General features: G+C 71.0%; 18 protein-coding genes. 13 read left to right on the top strand and 5 right to left on the bottom strand.

Features of this window, described 5'->3' with window-relative positions:
- The first annotated feature begins 29 nt into the window (after positions 1–29).
- Genes E4T13_RS15070 through E4T13_RS15045 form a run of 6 tightly spaced genes read left to right on the top strand, consistent with a single transcriptional unit; the run spans position 30 to position 7,439 of the window.
- On the top strand, positions 30–1,310 hold the full coding sequence (locus E4T13_RS15070; protein WP_206030187.1) for a M20 family metallopeptidase: 1,281 nt from the start codon (positions 30–32) through the stop codon (positions 1,308–1,310).
- A complete protein-coding gene (locus tag E4T13_RS15065; RefSeq protein WP_137179126.1) occupies positions 1,307–2,860 on the top strand; it encodes an ABC transporter substrate-binding protein in 1,554 nt (517 codons plus the stop codon). The genes E4T13_RS15070 and E4T13_RS15065 overlap by 4 nt, the downstream gene beginning before the upstream one ends.
- A gap of 6 nt (positions 2,861–2,866) precedes the next feature.
- Positions 2,867–3,814 carry an ABC transporter permease gene (locus E4T13_RS15060; protein WP_137179125.1) on the top strand — a complete coding sequence of 316 codons (948 nt, stop codon included), beginning with the start codon at positions 2,867–2,869 and terminating at the stop codon, positions 3,812–3,814.
- A complete protein-coding gene (locus E4T13_RS15055; RefSeq protein WP_137179124.1) occupies positions 3,807–4,631 on the top strand; it encodes an ABC transporter permease in 825 nt (274 codons plus the stop codon). The genes E4T13_RS15060 and E4T13_RS15055 overlap by 8 nt, the downstream gene beginning before the upstream one ends.
- Entirely contained in the window at positions 4,628–6,232 is a 1,605-nt protein-coding gene (gene nikE / locus E4T13_RS15050; protein WP_137179123.1) for an ABC transporter ATP-binding protein, read from the top strand. The genes E4T13_RS15055 and nikE overlap by 4 nt, the downstream gene beginning before the upstream one ends.
- Positions 6,222–7,439, top strand: a complete 1,218-nt coding sequence (locus E4T13_RS15045; RefSeq protein WP_137179122.1) for a M20 family metallopeptidase — start codon at positions 6,222–6,224, stop codon at positions 7,437–7,439. Before nikE ends, E4T13_RS15045 begins: the two co-directional genes overlap by 11 nt.
- A gap of 10 nt (positions 7,440–7,449) precedes the next feature.
- On the opposite strand, the gene E4T13_RS15040 is transcribed toward E4T13_RS15045, so the two are convergent.
- Positions 7,450–8,139, bottom strand: a complete 690-nt coding sequence (locus E4T13_RS15040; RefSeq protein ID WP_137179121.1) for a hypothetical protein — start codon at positions 8,137–8,139, stop codon at positions 7,450–7,452.
- Between E4T13_RS15040 and E4T13_RS15035 the strand changes: the two genes are divergently transcribed.
- Positions 8,133–8,963, top strand: coding sequence for an aldo/keto reductase (locus E4T13_RS15035; protein WP_137179120.1), 831 nt, complete (start codon positions 8,133–8,135; stop codon positions 8,961–8,963). The genes E4T13_RS15040 and E4T13_RS15035 overlap by 7 nt on opposite strands.
- A 6-nt stretch (positions 8,964–8,969) precedes the next feature.
- On the opposite strand, the gene E4T13_RS15030 is transcribed toward E4T13_RS15035, so the two are convergent.
- From E4T13_RS15030 to E4T13_RS15015, 4 genes are read right to left on the bottom strand one after another with little or no spacing between them, the layout of a single operon-like run.
- A complete protein-coding gene (locus tag E4T13_RS15030) occupies positions 8,970–9,608 on the bottom strand; it encodes a LysE family translocator (RefSeq protein WP_137179119.1) in 639 nt (212 codons plus the stop codon).
- A 1-nt stretch (position 9,609) separates the two neighbouring features.
- Positions 9,610–10,074 carry an SAM-dependent methyltransferase gene (locus tag E4T13_RS15025; RefSeq protein ID WP_137179118.1) on the bottom strand — a complete coding sequence of 155 codons (465 nt, stop codon included), beginning with the start codon at positions 10,072–10,074 and terminating at the stop codon, positions 9,610–9,612.
- Positions 10,071–11,468 (bottom strand): TRAP transporter large permease subunit, encoded by a 1,398-nt coding sequence (locus E4T13_RS15020; RefSeq protein WP_137179978.1) that lies wholly within the window; start codon positions 11,466–11,468, stop codon positions 10,071–10,073. The genes E4T13_RS15025 and E4T13_RS15020 overlap by 4 nt, the downstream gene beginning before the upstream one ends.
- A 29-nt stretch (positions 11,469–11,497) precedes the next feature.
- A complete protein-coding gene (locus E4T13_RS15015) occupies positions 11,498–12,049 on the bottom strand; it encodes a TRAP transporter small permease subunit (RefSeq protein ID WP_137179117.1) in 552 nt (183 codons plus the stop codon).
- Positions 12,050–12,241: 192 nt separating this feature from the next.
- Here E4T13_RS15015 and E4T13_RS15010 point away from each other — a divergent pair, with 192 nt between their 5' ends.
- The 6 genes from E4T13_RS15010 (at position 12,242) to E4T13_RS14985 (ending at position 19,251) form a co-directional block, all read left to right on the top strand.
- Positions 12,242–14,263: a proton-conducting transporter membrane subunit gene (locus E4T13_RS15010; RefSeq protein ID WP_137179116.1), complete on the top strand. Its 2,022-nt coding sequence runs from the start codon at positions 12,242–12,244 to the stop codon at positions 14,261–14,263.
- Positions 14,260–15,219: a respiratory chain complex I subunit 1 family protein gene (locus E4T13_RS15005; protein ID WP_137179115.1), complete on the top strand. Its 960-nt coding sequence runs from the start codon at positions 14,260–14,262 to the stop codon at positions 15,217–15,219. Before E4T13_RS15010 ends, E4T13_RS15005 begins: the two co-directional genes overlap by 4 nt.
- A 149-nt stretch (positions 15,220–15,368) precedes the next feature.
- Entirely contained in the window at positions 15,369–16,031 is a 663-nt protein-coding gene (locus E4T13_RS15000; RefSeq protein WP_137179114.1) for a hydrogenase-4 component E, read from the top strand.
- Positions 16,031–17,482, top strand: coding sequence for a proton-conducting transporter membrane subunit (locus tag E4T13_RS14995; RefSeq protein WP_137179113.1), 1,452 nt, complete (start codon positions 16,031–16,033; stop codon positions 17,480–17,482). The genes E4T13_RS15000 and E4T13_RS14995 overlap by 1 nt, the downstream gene beginning before the upstream one ends.
- Positions 17,479–18,999: an NADH-quinone oxidoreductase subunit C gene (locus E4T13_RS14990; protein ID WP_137179112.1), complete on the top strand. Its 1,521-nt coding sequence runs from the start codon at positions 17,479–17,481 to the stop codon at positions 18,997–18,999. Before E4T13_RS14995 ends, E4T13_RS14990 begins: the two co-directional genes overlap by 4 nt.
- A gap of 18 nt (positions 19,000–19,017) precedes the next feature.
- Positions 19,018–19,251 carry a hypothetical protein gene (locus E4T13_RS14985; protein WP_137179111.1) on the top strand — a complete coding sequence of 78 codons (234 nt, stop codon included), beginning with the start codon at positions 19,018–19,020 and terminating at the stop codon, positions 19,249–19,251.
- The last annotated feature ends 8 nt before the right edge of the window (positions 19,252–19,259 follow it).

Raw genomic sequence — 19,259 nt, 5'->3', positions numbered from 1 at the left:
CATCGCATTTCTATACAGAAATAGGCCGCATGCCCAACCTCCCCCGCGCCGCCGCCTGCATTGCCGAGGGCGAAGCCTTTTGGCTGGGCGCGTTCGGCCGGCTGGTCGCCTGCGACACCAGCTTCCCGCCCGGTGCCGGCTACCCCGCCTTCGCCGACCTGCTGGAGGAATTGTTTGCGCCGCTCGGCTTCGGCTTCCGCCGCGTGGAGGTGCCGGAGGCGTTGTGGCGCACGCCGGAAGCGCATGGCCGCCGCGTGAACCTGGTCGCCGAGCCGATCGAGCGCCGCCACCCCGGCTGCGGCATCTATGTCCACACCGACACCGTGCCGCCCGGCGAGGGTTGGACCCGCCCGCCCTTCGCCCTGACCCGCGAAGGCGACACGCTGTTCGGCCGCGGCACCGCGGACATGAAGGGCACCATCGCCGCGACGCTGGCCGCGCTGACCGCGGCGCGCGACGCCGGGCTGACGCTGGCGCGCGATCCCGTGCTGCTGTTCTGCACCGACGAGGAAGGCGGGCTCTATCCCGGCGTGCGGTATCTCGCCGAGCAGCGCCTGCTGGGCTGCGAGGAGCTGATCTGCCTGAATGGCGGCGCCGTGCCGCGCATCTGGGCCGGCTGCTTCGGCAGCCTGGACGTCGCGATCGAGGTGACGGGCCGCGCCGTCCATTCCGGCGATCCCTCCCCGCACGGGATCAACGCCATCGAGGAAGCGATCACGATCCTGGATGCGCTGCTGGCGCTGAAGCGGCGCGTGCAGGCCCGCGTCTCCGCCCTGCCGCCGCCGCCCTGGCTGGAAGGAAGGCCGCTGACCGCGCGGCTCAATATCACGGGCATCCAGGGCGGCGCGAAGGGATCGGCGCTGCCGGGACGCTGCCGCATCCTGGTGAACCGGCGCGTGATGCCGGAGGAATCGATGGAGGCCGCGCTGGCCGAGATCGGCGACGCCATCACGGAAGGCGCCGCACGGGGCCAGGCGCTGGGGCTTTCCACGCAGCTCGTCGGCCGGCTTGATCCGGTGGTGGACCCCGATGCCGGCGGGCGCTTCTGGCCACGCTGGCAGCAGGCGCTCTGCTTCGGCTTCGGCTGGGCCCCCGAAGATTTCGCGCGCTACGGCGCTTCCTCTTCGTCCGACATGGGATTCGTGCAGCGGGCGGGCATCCCGGAAATCCTGCTCGGCGGCCTCTCGCGCCCCGACAACCGCACCCACGGTCCCGACGAGTTCACCACGGTGGGGGACGTGACGTCGCTCGCGCGCGCCCTGCTCGCCTATCTCTCCGACGAACCGATCCTGACAGGAGGCATCGCATGACGACCCGTCGCCAGATCCTCGCCGGCGCGACCGCGCTTGGCGCCTCCGGCCTGCCCGCCACGCTGCGCGCGCAGACCGCGACGCCGCGCCGCGGCGGCACGCTGCGCATGAGCGTCGACCAGGCGGTGGCCAAGCTGAACCCGCTGCTGACGCGGGTGAACCCGGAATACCTGGTGGCGGAGCTGCTCTACAGCGGCCTGACGCGCCTTTCGACCGACATGACGCCGGAGCCCGACCTGGCCGAGCGCTGGAGCGCCAGCGACGACCTCGTCACCTGGACCTTCACGCTGCGCCCGGATGTCGCCTTCCACGACGGCTCCGCCTGCACCTCGGCCGATGTCGTCGCCTCCTTCGAGGCGATGCTCGATCCCGCCACCGCATCGCCCGCGCGCAACAACATCGGGCCGATCGCGAAGGTGGAGGCGCGCGATCCGCGCACCGTGGTGTTCACGCTGCGCGCGCCCTATGCCGACTTGCCGGTGATGCTGGCCTACACCAATGCGCGCATCGTGCCCGCCGCGCTGTCCAAGGCGCCGGGCCTGGCGCGGCTGGACCGCGAGGCCGTCGGCACCGGCCCCTTCCGCCTGGTCTCCTACGAGCCGGAGCGGCAGGTCGTGGTGGAGCGCAACCCGCGCTACTACGACCCGCAGCGCCCCCATCTCGATCGCGTGGAGATCGTGGTCTATCCCGATCCCACCGCGGAGAGCTCCGCGCTGATCTCCGGCAGCACCGACGTGATGATGCTGGCGCTGCCCACCGAATTCGCGCGGCTGCAGCGGGCAAGCGGCGTGAACGCGCTGCGCACGCCCTCCGGCCAGTTCTGCAACGTCAACCTCGGCTGCGACACCGCGCCCTTCAACGACGTGCGCGTGCGCCAGGCGCTGGCGCTGACGGTGGATCGCGCGGCGATGGTGGATTTCGTCGCCGAGGGCTTCGGCACCCAGGGCAACGACACGCCGCTCAACAGCGCCTACACCTACTACCGCGAGCTGCCGATGCGCCGCCCGGACATCAACGCGGCGAAGCGTCTGCTGGCAGAAGCCGGGCACGCCAACGGCATCCGCGCGACGCTGATCGCCTCCGACCGGCCGGCGGTGCGCACGCAGCTTGCCGTCGCGCTGAAGGAGATGGCGCGGCCCGCCGGCTTCGAGATCGAGGTGCGCACCATGCCGCACGCCACCTATCTCGAGCAGGTCTGGCGCAAGGGCAGCTTCTATATCGGCTTCTACAACATGCAGCCGACCGCGGACGGCATCTTCTCCCTGCTCTACACCTCCAACGCCGCCTGGAACGAGACGCGCTGGAACAATGCGGAATTCGACCGGTTGATCGAGGCTGCGCGCAGCACGGCCGACACGGCGCGGCGGCGGGAGCTGTACGGGCAGGCGCAGCAATTGATGCATCGCGACGTTCCCAGCATCATTCCCGTCTTCTTCGACCTGCTGGCGGCGACGCGCAGCTACGTGCAGAACTACAAGCTGCATCCGCGCGGCGCGGTGTTCCGGCTGGACCATGTCTGGCTGGGCGAGGGCGCGCCGCGGCGGGGCTGAGGGCGCGTGTCCGGCCGCTACCTGCTGCGCCGCACGGGGCTGATCCTCTACACGCTGCTGGTCGTCTCCGTGCTGGTCTTCGGCATCACGCAGGTGCTGCCGGCGGATGCCGCGACGATGCTGCTCGGCGAGAACGCGACGCCCGAGCAGCTCGCCGCCATCCGCGAACGGCTCGGGCTGAACGACCCGATCTGGACTCAGTATCTGCGATGGCTGGGCGGCGTGGTGACCGGCGATTTCGGCACCTCGATGCGCACCGGCCTGCCGGTGCTGCCGCAGATCGCCGAGGCCTTGTCGCGTTCGCTGCTGCTGGCCGCGCTCTCCATCGGGCTGATGCTGGTGCTCGCCCTGCCGCTCGGCATCCTCGCCGCCGTGCGGCGCGGACGGCCGGTGGACCTGCTGGTGAGCCTTGCCTCCTATGTCGGCATTTCCCTGCCGGAATTCGTCACCGCAACGCTCGCGATCCTGGTCTTCGCGGATTGGCTGGGCTGGCTGCCGCCGACCGGCTACGTGCCGCTCACGGAGGATCCGGCGCGGTCGCTGCTGCACCTCATTCTGCCGGTAGCGACGATCTCGCTGATCCTGGTCGCGCATGTCTCGCGCATGGTGCGGTCGGAGCTGGTGGATGCGCTGCACACCGACTATGTCCGCGCGGCGCGTCTGAAGGGGTTGCCGGAACGCGTGGTGCTGCGTCGCCATGCGCTGCGCAACGCGCTTTTGCCCACCATCACCATCGTCGCGCTCGATGTCGGCTATGTGCTGGGTGGCATCATCGTGGTGGAGGAGATCTTCGCCATCCCCGGCATCGGCCGCACGCTGATCGTCGCGGTGCAGAACCGCGACCTGCCGATGATCCAGGCCGGCGCGCTGGTGATGGCCGCGACCTACTGCATCGCGAATTTCCTGGCCGACCTGGCCTATGCCGCGCTCGACCGGCGGATCCAGTATGGCTGAGCTGCTGCGACGCCTGCTGCGCAGTCCGCAGGGCGCCATCGGCCTGGCGCTGGTGCTGCTGGTGCTGGTGCTGGCGCTGGCCGGCCCGGCGCTGGCGCCGCACGACCCGGAGGCGCTGAGCCCGCTGCGCCGCTATCGCCCGCCAAGCGCTGACTACCTGCTCGGCACCGACCAGCTCGGCCGCGACATCCTCAGCCGCCTGCTGGCCGGCGCACGCGCGACGGTGCTGCTGGCGTTGCTGGCAACCGCGCTCGGCACGCTGGCCGGCGCGGTGATCGGCACCGCCTCCGCCTTCCTCGGCGGCAAGGTGGATGAGGCGGTGATGCGCACGGTGGATGCGGTGATGGCCGTGCCCTCGCTGCTGCTGTCGCTGCTGATCGTCTCCGTGCTCGGCCGCGGGGCGGAGAATGCTGTGCTGGCCATCGCCATCGCCTTCACGCCGGGCATGGCGCGCATCACGCGCTCCGTCGCGCTGGCGGTGCGGCAGCAGGACTACGTCAACGCCGCCATCGCGCGCGGGGAGGGCGCCGGCTACATCGTGCTGCGGGAGATGCTGCCCAACGTCATCGCGCCCATCGTGGTGGAGATGAGCATCCGCGTTGCCTTCGCGGTGATGCTGTTCGCCACGCTGTCCTTCCTCGGCCTCGGCGCGCAGCCGCCGGCTTCCGAATGGGGGCTGATGGTCAGCGAGGCGCGGCGCTTCATGCATCTCTCGCCCTGGATGATCCTCTGGCCCGCGGCGGCCATCGCGCTGGTCGCGGTGGGCTTCAACCTGCTGGGCGACGGGCTCCGCGACGCATTGAATCCGCGCACATGACGGCCGTGCTGGAGGTTGCGGACTACACGCTGGACTATGCCACGCGGCAGGGGCCGGTACGCGCGCTGGAGGATGTCTCGCTCTCCATCGCGCGCGGCGAGGTGGTGGGGCTGGTCGGCGAATCCGGTTCCGGCAAGACGTCCCTGGCCTGGGCGATCATGCGCTACCTCGCGCCGAACGCGATCGAGCGCGGCGGCACGCTGCGGCTCTCGGGCACCGATCTTCGCGCGCTGAAGCCGGCGGGTCTCACCGCGATCCGCGGCAAGCGGCTGGGCATGGTGTTCCAGGACCCCTCCACCTCGCTGAACCCGACGCTGACGCTCGGGCGGCAGATCACGGAGGTGCTGGAGTTCCACCGCGGCCTGTCGCCCGCCGATGCCGTGCGGGAGGCGGAGGCGATGTTCGCCCGCGTCGGCCTGCGCGATCCCGCCGCGATGATGCGCCGCTACCCGCATGAGGCATCCGGCGGCGAGAAGCAGCGGGTGGTGATCGCCACCGCCTTCGCCTGCCGCCCCGAATGCATCCTGTTCGACGAGCCGACGACCGCGCTGGACGTGGTGACGGCGCGGCAGATCCTGGACCTGTTCCGCGAATTGCAGGCGGAGACGGGCGTCGCCTCGCTCTACATCTCGCATGATCTGGCCGTGGTCTCCGGCCTTGCGCAACGTGTGGCGGTGATCCACCAGGGCCGCATCGTGGAACAGGGCGCGACGCGCGCGGTGTTCGGCGCACCGCAGGCGGAGTACACGCGCGCGCTGCTCGCCGCCGTGCCGCGGCCGGATGTGCGCTTGACGGAGACGGTGCCGCAGCCGGGGCCGCCGCTGGTCGCGGTGCAGGACATGACCGTGCGCTACGGCCGCCCATCCTTGTTCCGCCGGCGTGCGCGCGGCGTGATCGGTGCGTCGGCCGTCACGCTGGACGTGCGCGCGGGCGAGATCCTCGGCATCGTCGGGGAATCCGGATCGGGCAAGTCCACGCTGGCGCGTGCGCTGACGGGGCTCGCGGCCTTCGAGGGCGGGCTGGCCTTCGAAGGCCGGCCGATCGGCGGCGTCCGCGCGATGGACCGCGCCTATCGCCGCCAGGTGCAGATCGTCTTCCAGCATCCCGACAGCTCGCTGAACCCCCGCCAGCGCATCCGCGAGATCCTGGCACGCCCATCGCGCCTCTATGGCGGGGAGGGCGATGTCGGCGCGCTGCTGCAATCGGTCAGCCTGCCCGCGGACTTCGCGGACCGCTTCCCGCACCAGCTTTCCGGCGGGCAGAAGCAGCGCGTGGCCATCGCGCGCGCCTTTGCGCCGCGGCCGAAGCTGGTGATCTGCGACGAGGTGACCTCCTCGCTCGATGTCTCCGTGCAGGCTTCGGTGATCCGGCTGCTGGTGGAGCTGCAGCGCAGCAGCGGCGCCGCCTATCTGTTCATCACCCACGACATCAACCTGGTCCGCCAGATCGCGCATCGCATCGCCGTGATGCAGCGTGGCCAGCTGGTCGAGACCATCACGGCGGAAGACCTCGCCACGCGCGGGCCGCAACACGCCTACACCGCTCAACTCCTGGCCGCCGTGCCGCGGCTGGACATCGGGGAAACGCCAGATGACGCCTGACGAGCTGATCCGCCGCGTGGACGAGAAGGCCTGCCTGGACTTCGTCTCCGCCATGGTGCGCCACCCCAGCCATTCGCAGACGGAAGGCGAGCGCAAGCTGGCCGAGTTCATGGCGCAGAGCATGAAGTCCATCGGCCTGGAGGCGGAACTCACGCCCGTGGAAGGCGAGCGCGTCAACGCCATCGGCCGCTGGCGCGGCACCGGCGGCGGCAAGAGCCTGATGTTCAACGGCCATGTCGACACCAACCCGGTGACCGAGGGCTGGACGGTGGACCCCTATGGCGGCCTCGTCGACGACAAGTTCATCTACGGCATCGGCGTGTCGAACATGAAGGCGGGCGACGCGGCCTATTTCTGCGCGGTGAAGACGCTGATCGACAACGGCGTGAAGCTGAAGGGCGACGTGATCCTCACCTTCGTCGTCGGCGAGCTGCAGGGCGGCGTCGGCACGCTGGCCTTCATCAAGCAGGGGCTGCGCGCCGACCACTTCATCAACTCCGAGCCGACCGACCTGCAGGCGCTGACCATGCACGCCGCCGCCTTCACCTTCATCATCGAGCTCGTCGGCATCACCCGCCACCTGTCGAAGCGGGAAGCGGGCGTGGATGCGATCATGGCGGCCTGCGACCTGATCCCGCGCCTGAACGCCATGACCTTCTCCGGCGCGCCGAGCGAGGAGCACCGCTCGATCAACCGCTGCCATGTCGGCGTGGTGCATGGCGCGCTGGGCAAGGAACTGGCGGAATGGCGCCCGCCGCAGGTCGCGGACTACGTGAAGATCAAGGGCTCCTGCCGCTACGCGCCGGGACAGACGGAAGCGCAGGTGCTGGCGGACATGCGCGCGGAGCTTTCGGCGCTGGAAGCGCGCTTCCCCGGGCTGAAGGCGACGCTGACGCCGGAGCACCAGGTCGGCCGCCCGATGATGCCGACCTTCGAGGCGCGGCCCGACAGCCCCGTGGTGCAGGCGGTCGCCCGCGCCTATCGCACCGTGCGCGGCACGGACCAGCCCAGCGGCGCCATCCGCCCGCCCGGCTACTACGGCACGGATGCCGCACATCTGCAGCACGCCGCGGGGATGGACGGCATCGTCTGCGGCCCCGGCGGCCGCTACAACACCATGCCGGATGAGCGCGTGGACATCGCGGACTACCTCGACATGATCCGCATCTACATGCTGGCGATCCTCGAGGTGTGCGAGCAGGCTTAACCGGACTGCCTCAGTTACCGAACAGGCGCTGCATGCGCAGCAGGATCTCCGGCAGCGACAGGCCGTTCTGCGCTGCCGCGGCCGGCGCGCTGCCTTCCGGAACGCGGGCGCGATAGCGCGCCAGCGCGTCCCGCGTGCGCTCCAGCCGCAACTCCGTCGGCTCCGCACTGGTGGCGCCGGCGCCGAAGCCGACCATGCGCACCAGCGCGGTCTGCGCACCCAGCAATTCTTCCGCGGCCCGGGCCTGGTCCTCGGGCCGCGGGGCGCAGACCAGGCTGCGGCCTTCCAGCGTGCAGGGCATCTCGAAGAAGCGATTGGGCGGGAAACGCAGCTGCGCCGTGCCGGTCAGCGCCAGAAGTCCGCGCCCGGCGGCTTCCAGGCTGAGGTCGCGCGCGGTCACCACCGGCACCAGCTTGCCACCGCGATCCTGGACTTCCAGCAGCAGCGAGGAGCCCGAAGCCCCCTGCGCGCGTTCCACCGGCTCGCGGTGCCGCAACTGGCAATCCGCGCGGTCCGTCATCCGGTCCGCCAGGCAGGAGAGCCGCCAGGAGCCGATCTCCTCCGGCGGCACGGCGGCCGGGATGCTGGTCTGGGCCACGGCATTCGCCGCGAGACCGAAGGCCGCGCAGGCGGCGAGGATGTTGGCGCGCGCTGTCATGCGCGGGAAGATAGGGCGGTCGGAGGGCAAGTTGAATGACAAGCGTGCGGTTTCCCGATGGCGCGGAGGTCCCGGCGCTGGGACAGGGCACCTGGCATATGGGCGAACGCGGCAGCTACCGGCGGCGGGAAGCCGATGCGCTGCGCCTGGGCCTCGATCTCGGCCTGACCCTGATCGACACGGCCGAGATGTATGCCGAGGGCGGCGCCGAGGAGGTGGTGGCGGAGGCCATCGCCGGCCGGCGCGACCAGGCCTTTCTCGTCTCCAAGGTCTATCCGCACAACGCCTCGCGCACGAAGCTGCCGCGCGCGCTGGACGCCTCGCTGCGGCGACTGCGGGTTGAGACGATCGACCTCTATCTGCTGCATTGGCGCGGATCGGTTCCTTTGGCCCAGACCGTGGAGGCGATGGAGCGCGCGAAAGCGGACGGAAAGATCGCGCGCTGGGGCGTGAGCAACCTTGATGTGGACGACCTGGAGGAACTCGGCCCGGCGCTGAGGGACTGCGCGACCGACCAGGTGCTGTGGAACCTCGAGGCGCGCGGCGTGGAATTCGACCTGCTGCCCTTCTGCGCGCAGCACCGGATGCCCGTGATGGCCTATTCGCCCGTCGGCCAGGGCGGCGCGCTGCTCCGGCACCCTGCGCTGGCCGCGATCGCGGAGCGGCATGGCGCCACGCCGGCGCAGGTGGCGCTGGCCTTCGTGCTGGCGAAGCCGGGCGTCATCGCGATCCCGAAGGCGGCCGACCCGCAGCACCTGCGCGACAACGCCAAGGCGCGCGACCTGATGCTGACCGAGCAGGATTTTCGGGAGCTGGACGCCGCCTTCCCACCGCCGAAGCGCAAGCGGTCGCTGGCGATGCTGTGACGCCGCTCAGGCCGGCCGGCGCGCCAAGGCCAGTGCGGCACCGAGGGCAATCATCATGCCGCCGGACACGTCACGCAGCCGCCTGACAAGCAGCGGCCGTGCCGCAAGCCCGCTCCGCGCGCGGCCGGCGCCGAAAGCGACCAGCGCGTCCACGCCTGTGTTCAGCGTCACCGAGACAAGGCCCAGCAGTGTGAACTGGAGCGCAACCGGCATCGCGGCGGCGGGATCAACGAATTGCGGCACGAAGGCCAGGAAGAAGGCCGCGGTCTTGGGATTCAGCGCCTCCACCAGCACACCTTCGCGGAAGGCCCGGCGTGCACCGAGAACCGGCACCGGCGCACCAATGTCCAGCGGCCGTCGCGCCTCGCGCAGCGTGCGCAGCCCGAGCCACACCAGATAGGCCGCGCCGGCCAGCTTGAGCAGCGTAAAGGCTTCGGCGCTGGCAAGGAGCAGCGCGGAGACGCCCACCGCGCCGGCCAGGATGTGAACGAAGCCGCCGACGCCGGTGCCGAAGCTCGACGCGATGCCCTCGGCCCGCCCGCCCGCCAGGCTGCGCGCGGCAACGTAGAGGATGCCGGGGCCGGGCGTCAGCGCGATGACCAGCGCGGCGCCGAGGAACAACAGGAAGCCGAAGAGGTCCGTCATCCTACCAGTAGCCCTCCATGATCTCCCGCGCCCAGTCCGGCTCCCGCACCGCGCCACGCGGGTCGAAGCCGGTCATGTGCGGCTTGATGTCCAGCACCGGCGTGCCGTTGATCGCATCCAGCCCCTGCACGCGCAGCGTCAACCCCTCCACGCCCAGCAGCCGGCAGGTCGTCACGCCGATACGGTTCGGCCGCGGCGAGCCGCGCTGCGCCAGGATGCCCACGCGCGGCCAGTCCGTGCGGCCGCGCGGATGGCGCGCGTTGCGCTCCACCTTCGCCGGGTCCAGCCGGTCGAACACGAAAACCACGACGATATGGCTGAAGCTGTCCAGCCCGAGCGCGGCATCCGGGCCGAGTTGCGCCGGGTCCAGCACGATCTCTGCAGCGACGCTGTCCCAGGCGTCGTCCACCGGATCGGCGCGCCCGCCGCGCACGAAGCCGATGGGAGCAACGTCCGCAAGACTCATTGGAAGATCGGCACCTGGGGTGTGTCCGGCACGGCGGGCGGCGGGGGCAGGTCGATGATGACCGTGCTCGGGTCCACCTTCGGGCCGCGGTCCAGCCAATAGGTCACGCTCTCCGGCCAGAAGATCACGATCGCCACCAGCAGCAGCTGCAGGCCGAGCCAGGGGATGGCGCCGAGATAGATGTCCTTGGTCAGCACCTCCTTCGGCGCGATGCCGCGCAGGTAGAACAGCGCGAAGCCGAAGGGCGGATGCATGAAGCTGGTCTGCATGTTGATGCAGATCAGCACGCCGAACCACACCAGGTCGATGCCCAGGTTCTTCGCCACCGGCGCCAGCAGCGGGATGACGATGAAGGCGATCTCGAAGAAGTCGAGGAAGAACGCCAGGAAGAAGATGAAGATGTTGACGAAGATCAGGAAGCCCGTGGCGCCGCCGGGCAGGTAGGACAGCAGGTGCTCGATCCAGATGCCGCCATCCACGCCCTGGAACACCAGGCTGAACACCGTGGCGCCGATCAGGATGTAGATCACCATCGCGGTGATGCGCGTGGTGCTGGCCATGGCCTGGCGCACCAGCGGCCAGCTCAGGCGGCGGTTGATCGCCGCCAGCACCACCGCGCCGACCACGCCCATCGCGCCGGCTTCCGTCGGCGTGGCGAGCCCCATGAAGATGGTGCCCAGCACCATGAAGATCAGCACGATGGAGGGCACCATGCCCTTCAGCACGCGCCACCACAGCCGCCAGTCGCGCGGCACCAGCGCCTCCGGCGGCAGCGGCGGGACCTTCTGCGGGGAGACGATGCTCACCAGCGCGATGAAGGCCAGGAACAGCGCGATCTGCAGGAAGGAGGGGCCGATGGCGCCGGCATACATGTCGCCCACGCTCTGCCCCAGCTGGTCGCCCAGCACGATCAGCACGAGGGAAGGCGGGATCACCTGCGTGATCGTGCCGCTGGCCGCGATCACGCCGGTGGCGATGCGCATGTCGTAGCCGTAGCGCATCATGATCGGCAGGCTGATCATGCCCATCGCGATCACGCTGGCCGCGACCGTGCCGGTGATGGCGCCGAGGATCGCACCGACGATGATCACCGCATAGGCCAGCCCGCCGGGCACCTTGCCGAAAAGCTGCCCGGTGCCTTCCAGCAGGTCTTCCGCCAGGCCGCAGCGTTCCAGGATCGCGCCCATCAGCGTGAAGAACGGGATCGCCAGCAGCAGGTCGTTGGAGAGGATGTTGAAGACGCGGAGCGGCAGGTTGTTGAGGAACGCCTCGGGGAACAGGCCGAGCTCGATCGAGACGAAGCCGAAGAACAGCCCGACCGCCGCCAGGGAGAAGGCGGCTGGGAAGCCGAAGATCAGGAACAGGATCAGGCCGCCGAACATCAGCGGCGGCATCAGGTCCTCGGACGGGATGCCGAGCAGGGTCACTGCTCGGGCCTCGCGTAGGAGGCGTGGATTCGCCCCTCGGGGACCGGAATGCCGCGCAACAGGGCGACGCGCTTGATCAGCTCCGACATGCCCTGCAGCGTGATCAGGGTGAAGCCGAGCGGCATCAGCAGCTTCACCGGCCACCGGATCAGCCCGCCGGGGGAGGAGGAGGTCTCGGCGCGCACCCAGGATTCGAGGAAGAACGGCCATGTCATCCAGGCCAGCAGCGCCATGGCCGGCAGCAGGAACAGGCTGATGCCGATCACATCCACCCAGATGCGCCGCCGCTCGGAAAGCGCGCCATACAGCACGTCGACGCGGACATGCTCGTTGCGGAACAGCGTGTAGCTGCCGCCGAGCATCACCACCGCGGCGAACAGGTACCACTGCCCTTCCAGGGAGGCGTTGGAGCCCAGCGAGAATCCGTAGCGCAGCATGGCGTTGCCGGCGGACAGCGCGCAGGCCAGCAGCACGCACCAATCCGCCAGGCGGCCGAAGCGGGCGTTGACCGAATCGACGATGCGGCTGAATGCGAGCAGCGGGCCCATGGGCCGTGACGTCTCTCCCCGGCGGCCGGCATGCCTGTGCCGCAAGGTCGGCCACTTAGCGTGAGGGGGACGGGTTGGGAAGCGCCGGGCCCGCGCGCCGCAAGATGAAGGCTTCTTCAACCGGGCGCCCCCTTCTGCCCGCCCGCCCGCGCCCGTAAGGTCGCTGGCCGTGACGATGCCGCCTGTCGCGCCGTGCTGACGGTGCTCCTTTCCACGCTGGCAGCGCTGGTGCTGCTGGCACTGGCGGCGCCGTGGCTGGCGGGCCGCGCCCCGGCCTCGGCGCTGGTGCATGGCGGCTCGGCGGCGGCGGGAGCGGTCTTCGCGCTGCTTGGGCTTTGGGCGCTGGCGGCGGGGCCGTCAGAGGCGATGGACCTGCCCTTCGGCACGTCCTTCGGCCCGCTTGGCGTGGCGCTGGACGGGCTTTCAGCCTGGTTCCTGCTGCTTCTGGGGATCGCCGCGCTCTGCGCCTCCCTGTTCGGGCTGGCGCATGAGGCGCGCGCCCCCGCCCGGGTGCTGGTGGCCTATCCGCTGTTCCTGGCGGGCATGGCGTTGACGCTTGTAGCTGCCGACGGCGTCACCCTGCTGCTGGGCTTCGAGGCGATGTCGCTCGCAAGCTGGGTGCTGGTGGCGCATGACCACGGCAATGCCGGGAACCGGCGCGCCGCGCAGCTGTATCTGGTCTTTGCCGCGCTGGCCGCGGTCTGCCTGGTGCCGGCGCTGGGCCTGCTGGCCGGGCCGGGCGGCGACCTCTCCTTCGCGGCGATCCGCGAATCGCCGCCCCAGGGCTGGCAGGCGGCGTTGATCCTGGCGCTGGTGGTGGCCGGCGCGGGCGCGAAGGCGGGGCTGGTGCCGCTGCATGCCTGGCTGCCGCTGGCCCATCCCGCCGCGCCCAGCCATGTCTCGGCGCTGATGTCGGCGGCGATGACCAAGGTCGCGCTGTATGTGGCAGCGCGGCTGCTGCTGGATCTCGGCGGTCCCGCGCAGCCGGTGTGGTGGGGCGTGCCGCTGGTGGCGCTCGGCGCCGCCTCCGCCGTGCTGGGTGCCCTGCGCGCCAATCTGGAGGACGAAGGCAAGACGCTGCTCGCCTGCTCCACCATCGAGAATGTGGGGCTGGTGGCGGTGGGGCTGGGGCTGGCCGCCTGTTTCCGTGCCGCGGATCTCGGCGCGCTGGCGGCGCTGGCGGCGGGCGCGGCGCTGCTCCATGCGCTGAACCATGCCGTGTTCAAGACGCTGCTGTTCCTCGGCATGGGGGAGGTGGCGCATGGCGCGGCCTCCCGCAGGCTGGACCGGCTGGGGGGGCTGATCCACCCGATGCCCTGGACCGCGGCCTGCGTGCTGGTGGGCGCCTGCGCCGCGGCGAGCCTGCCGCCGCTCTCGGGCTTCGCGGGCGAATGGCTGCTGCTGCAGGCGCTGATCGCGGCATGGCGGGTCGGCGACCTGACGGTGCAGATGCTGGTGCTGGTGGCGACCGCGATGGTGGCGCTGGCGGCGGCGATGGCCGCGGCGGCGATGGTCCGCATGTTCGGCCTGATCTTCCTGGGTCGTCCGCGCACGCCGCGCGCCGCGGGCGGGCATGACGGGCCACTCCTTTCTCGCATGTCGCTGCTGGTGCCGGCGGTGCTGACCGTGCTGCTCGGCCTGCTGCCCGGCCCGATGCTGGCGCTGGGCGCGGAGGCGCAGCGCCTGCTGACCGGGGAGGCGATGGAAGGCCGCGCCGGCTTTGCCGTCGTTGCGGTCGGCGATGGCGCGGCGGCCTATTGGCCGGTGGGCGCGGCGCTGCTGCTGGCGGTGGCGCTGCTGGCGGTCTGGGCGCTGGTCAAGCGGCCTGCGGCGAGCGAACCGGATCGCGGCCCGGCCTGGGATTGCGGCTTCGCCGCGGCCCCGCAGCACCTGCCCTTCGGCGATCCGCTGACGCAGCCTTCCGCCGCCGGCATGGGCCAGCCGCTGCGGCGCATGCTGGGCAACCCGATGCTGTCGGTCACCGAGAGCGTGACGATGCCGGAACCCGGCACCACCGCGCCGGCGCGCATCGAGATGGGCTTCCGCGACCCCTCCTTCGCGCTGCTGCTGGCGCCGCTGGCCGCCCTGCGCGACGCGGTGGTGATCCGGACGGAGCGGCTGCGCGACCTCTCCATCCGGCAATGCCTGATGCTGCCCTTCGCGGCGCTGGTGGCGCTGCTGGTGCTGATCGCGTGGTTGGAGGGCGGGGCGTGAGCGCGGTCGCCGCTGTCTTCACGCAGATGCTGCATCTCGCGCTGGTGCTGGCGGCGGCGCCGCTGGTGGTGGGCGGCGTGCGCTGGCTGAAGGCGCGCATGATGGGGCGCATCGGCCCGCATCCGCTGCAGCCCTGGCGCGACCTGCTCAAGTTGCTGCGCAAGCGCCCGGTGATGGCGGACAATGCGAGCTGGATCAGCCGCGCCGCGCCCTATCTCGCCGTGGCCGCGGTGGTGGCGGCGCTGGCGCTGGTGCCGAGCTTTTCGCGCGCGATGCTGTTCGCGCCGCTGTCCGACCTGCTGCTGATCGCGGGGCTGCTGGCGCTCGGCCGCGTCGCGCTCGCGCTGGCGGGCATGGATGTCGGCACCGCCTTCGGCGGGCTCGGCGCCGCGCGGGAGATGTCCTTCGCCGCGCTGGCGGAACCGGCGCTGCTGCTGGTCGCGCTCACCTTCGCGATCCTGGCGGGCACCACGGGGCTGGAGGCGATCGCCGCCACCTTCCAGGACGGCGCGGTGGGGCTGCGCGTCTCGCTGGCGCTGGCGCTGATCGCGCTGTGCGCCGTGGCGGTGGCGGAGAATGCCCGCATCCCCGTGGACAATCCCGCGACGCATCTGGAACTGACCATGGTGCATGAGGCGATGATCCTGGAATCCTCTGGCCGTCACCTGGCGCTGTGGGAGGCCGCGGCGGCGCTGCAACTCACGCTGTGGCTGGCGTTGATCGTCGCGGTGTTCCTGCCTTTCGGAACGGCGCCGGCGGGCTTCGCGCCGCTGGGCTGGATGCTGGGGCTGGTGGCCTGGGTCGCGAAGATGGCGCTGCTGTGCTTCGTGCTGGCGTTCTTCGAAAGCGCCATCGCCAAGATGCGCGTCTTCCGCGTGCCGGAGTTCCTGGGGGTGGCGCTGCTGCTGGGCCTTCTGGGCGCCATTCTTCTGTTCGTGTCGACGAGGCTGGCGTGACCGCGCGCGATCGGGAATGGCGGTTTGCGAAGCAGACCGAGGCCGCGAACGCGGCCCGCGCCCAAACCAGCCGTGATGCCTGGCGCGCCCGTGGCCGGCGCGAAGGCAAGGCCGCGGATGCGGCCGCCCGCCGTGTGAGGGCGTCATAAATGGGCACACCCGCCTACGACGTCTCGCATCTCATCGGCGGCGGTGTGCTGCTGCTCAGCTTCGTCATGCTGTACCAGCGGCGCATCGGCGCGGTGATCAACAGTTTCGCCGTGCAGGGCGCGTTGTTGGCATGCGCCGCGGCGTGGCAGGGCTGGGTGCAGTCCGCGCCGGAACTCTACCTCACCGCGTTGATCGCCTTCTCCGCCAAGGCCGTGGCCATCCCTCTGGCGCTGCGCCTGCTGGTCGGGCGGCTCGGGCTGCACAAGGCGGTGGAGACCTCGCTCGGCATCGGTGCCTCGCTCGCCGCCGCGATCGGGCTGGTGGGGCTTTCCGTGCTGGTCGTGCTGCCGGTCACCGCCGGCGGCGCGACGCCGCTGGCGCGCGTGGACCTGACCATCGCGCTGTCGGTCGTGCTGCTGGGGATGCTGGCGATGATCGCGCGGCGCAACGCGATCAGCCAGGTGATCGGGCTTCTTACGCTGGAGAACGGGCTGATCCTGGCCGCCGTCGGTGTCGCCGGCATGCCGCTGGTGGTCGAGCTGTCGACCGCGGCGCTGGTGCTGATGGTCGCCCTCGTCGCCGCGGTCGTTGTGTTCCAGATCCGCGACCGCCTCGACACGTTGGATACGCATGTGCTGGACCGGCAGCGGGGCGACGCCTGATGCCCTTGCCGTGGGTCCTGGTGTTCTTTCCCTGGCTCGGCGCCGCGGCACTCGCGCTGATCCCGCCGCGCTTCGGCGTGGGACGCTTCGTGAATATCGGCATCGCAGGCGTGTCGCTGGTGATCGCGCTGGTGCTGCTGGGCCATCCGCATGGCGAGCAGGGCTGGACGCGCACCGATGCGCTCAACCTGCCCTTCGTCGCGGTCTCCGCGCTGGTGGGGTTCACCACCGCGATCTTCTCAGCCGCCACGCTGGACGCCGAGAAGTTCGACAGCCTGCGCATTCGCGCCTACCACACCGCCTTCCAGGTGTTCATGGGCGCGCAGTTCCTTGCACTGGTGTCCGACAATCTTGGCGTGATGTGGGTGGCGATCGAGATCGCGACGCTCGCCTCCGTGCTGATGGTCGGCGTGCATGGCACGCCTGCCGCCATCGAGGCCGCCTGGAAGTTTTTTGTGCTTTGCGGCGTGGGCATCGCGCTGGCGCTGTTCGGGACGATCCTGCTGTATCTCGCGGCGCAGCCGGTGGTGGGCAGCGGGGATCCGGGGCTGTCCTGGGCGGCGCTGCGCGCGGTGGCGGGGCGCTGCGATCCGGGTCTGCTCTCGCTCGCCTTCGTCTTCCTGCTCGTCGGCTACGGCACCAAGGCGGGCCTCGTGCCGCTGCATTCCTGGCTGCCGGATGCGGAGGCCGAGGGGCCGCTGCCGATCTGCGCCGTGCTCTCCGGCCTGCTGCTGAACGCGGCGCTGCTGGCCATCCTGCGCGCCGAATCCATCGTCGGCGCGAACCCCGCCGCGCTGTCGCCCGGCCCCTTCCTGATCGGCTTCGGGCTGCTGTCGCTGCTGCTGGCCGCCTTCTCGCTGTGGCGACGGCGCGATGCACGGCGGCTCTTCGCCTGGAGTTCCATCGAGCATGTCGGGCTCGCCACGCTCGCCTTCGGCATCGGCGGCGCGGTCGCGAATCTCGCCGGCATCATCCACCTGCTCGGCCATTCGCTGGTGAAGAGCGCGGTGTTCTTCGCGGTGGGCGCCGCGGCGCAGCTCAAGGGCAGCCAGAAGCTGCAGGACATCGGCGGGCTGGTGGCGAGCCATCCTGCGCTGGGCTGGGGCCTCGCGCTCGGCATCGCCGCGCTGGCGGGCATGCCGCCCTTCGCGCTGTTCCTGTCGGAATTCCGCCTGGTCGCGGAAGCGGCGGCACGGCATCCCTGGCTGGTGCTGCCCATCGGACTCGGCCTGCTCACCGCCGCCGCGGCGCTGATCCGCGCGCTGCAGCAGATGTGCCTGGGCGAGCCGACACGCGACAACCCCGTGCCGGGCGCCTTCCACCTGCCGGGCGGGCTTGCCTGGGCGACGGCGCCGCTGTGGCTGCACCTGGCGCTGGCGGCCGCGCTGATGCTTCTGCTGCCAGCCGGCTTCGCCGCGCTGCTGCGCGGCGGTGCGGAGATCCTGGGATGAGTGGCGCTGCGTCCGACCTCATCCGTCGCGGCGCGCCGCAGGGCTGCCGGCCCTTCGAGCGCTACCTGCTGACGCAATCCGCCTTCGCCGGGCTGCGCGATGCGCTCGCGCAGGAACCGACGCTCGCGTTGCTGTCGCTCTGGGCCGAGCCTTCCGCCATCCACGCCGTCTTCCTGGACGAGGGCGCCGAACGCCCGGCGCTGCTTCTCGCGTCCTGCCTCGCAAGCGACCAGAAATACCCGGCGCTGTCGCCGGTGCGGCCGGGGGCGGTGCGGTTCGAGCGCGCGATCCGCGATCTCTGGGGGCTCTCGGCCGAAGGCGGCGTGGATCTGCGGCCCTGGCTGGATCACGGCCGCTGGCCGGTGCAGGCGCCGCTCTCGGCAAAGCCCTCGCGCGATCCGGTGCCGCCGCTGCAGCCGGAATTCCTGCCGATCGAGGGCGAGGGCTGGCACCAGATTCCCGTCGGCCCCGTGCATGCCGGCGTGATCGAGCCCGGCCATTTCCGCTTCACCGTGCAGGGCGAGACCGTGGTGCGGCTGGAGCAGCTTCTCGGCTACACGCACAAGGGCACGCTCTCGCTGATGGTCGGCAAGTCGCCGCGCGCGGCGGCGCGTTTCGCTGCGCGGCTCTCGGGCGACACCACCGTCGCGCATGCCCTGGCCTTCGCGCTCGCCGCCGAGACCGCCACCGGCACGCAGCCGCCGCCGCGCGCCGTGCTGCTGCGCGCCACGATGCTGGAGCTGGAGCGCATCGCCAACCACCTCAACGACTGGGGCTTCATCTGCAACGACGCGGCCTTCGCCTATCCGCATGCGCGCTGCGGCGAGCTGCGCGAAGGCGTGCTGCGCGCCAATGCCGCGGCCTTCGGGCATCGGCTGATGATGGATGTGGTGATCCCCGGCGGGCTTTCGGTGGACCTCGCGCCGGGCGGGGAGGCGCCGATCCTCGCCGCACTCGCCGCGGCGGAATCCGAGATCGCGCCGCTGACCACGATCTACGAAACGCATGCCAGCCTGCAGGACCGCGTCGTCGGCACCGGCATCCTGAAGCCCGACCTCGCCGCGCGCTTCGCTGCCGGCGGGCATGTCGGGCGTGCCTCCGGCCGCGGCTTCGATGCGCGCTGCGCGCTGCCGCATGCGCCCTACGACGCCATGACCTTCGCCACGCCGGTCCTCACCGAGGGCGACGTGGATGCCCGTGTGCGCGTGCGCATCGCCGAGGTGAAGGAGAGCATCCGCATCGTCCGCGCGCTGCTGGCGGCGCTGGAGCCCGGCGAGGTCCACCAGCCGCTGCCGCAGAAGGGCGGCGAGGGCATCGCCGTTGTCGAGGGTTTCCGCGGCGAGATCGTCACCTGGATGGCGCTGGACGATGGCGGCATCATCCGCGCCGTCTTCCCGCGCGACCCCTCCTGGCTGCAATGGCCGCTGCTGGAAGCGGCGATCGAGGGAAACATCGTCGCGGACTTCCCGTTGTGCAACAAGTCGTTCAACTGCTCCTACAGCGGGGTGGACCTGTGATGGCACGGGCGGCCTGACATGGCGCGCTATCCCACCGAAGCCGGGGAGGCCGCCGGCGCCTCCGGCATGTTCACCGTGACGCTGGTGAAGCCCGGCAAGGGCCGCCCCGTCGCCGAGCACTGGGCCTATGACGAACGGGGCCAGGCGCTGGCGGAGATCGGCCTGATCGCGGAGCGCGTGCCGCCCGGCACCGAGCTCGTGCTGCGCGACCCCGAGGGCAACGACCTGCTGCGCATCGCGCGGCTGGCCTAGGAGACACG

The organism is Roseomonas sp. AR75, from assembly GCF_005222815.1.
In the GTDB taxonomy this organism is placed as follows: Bacteria; Pseudomonadota; Alphaproteobacteria; order Acetobacterales; family Acetobacteraceae; genus Falsiroseomonas.
The sequence above is the reverse complement of the archived record's forward strand: the minus strand, read 5'-3'. Positions and strand labels throughout refer to the sequence as shown.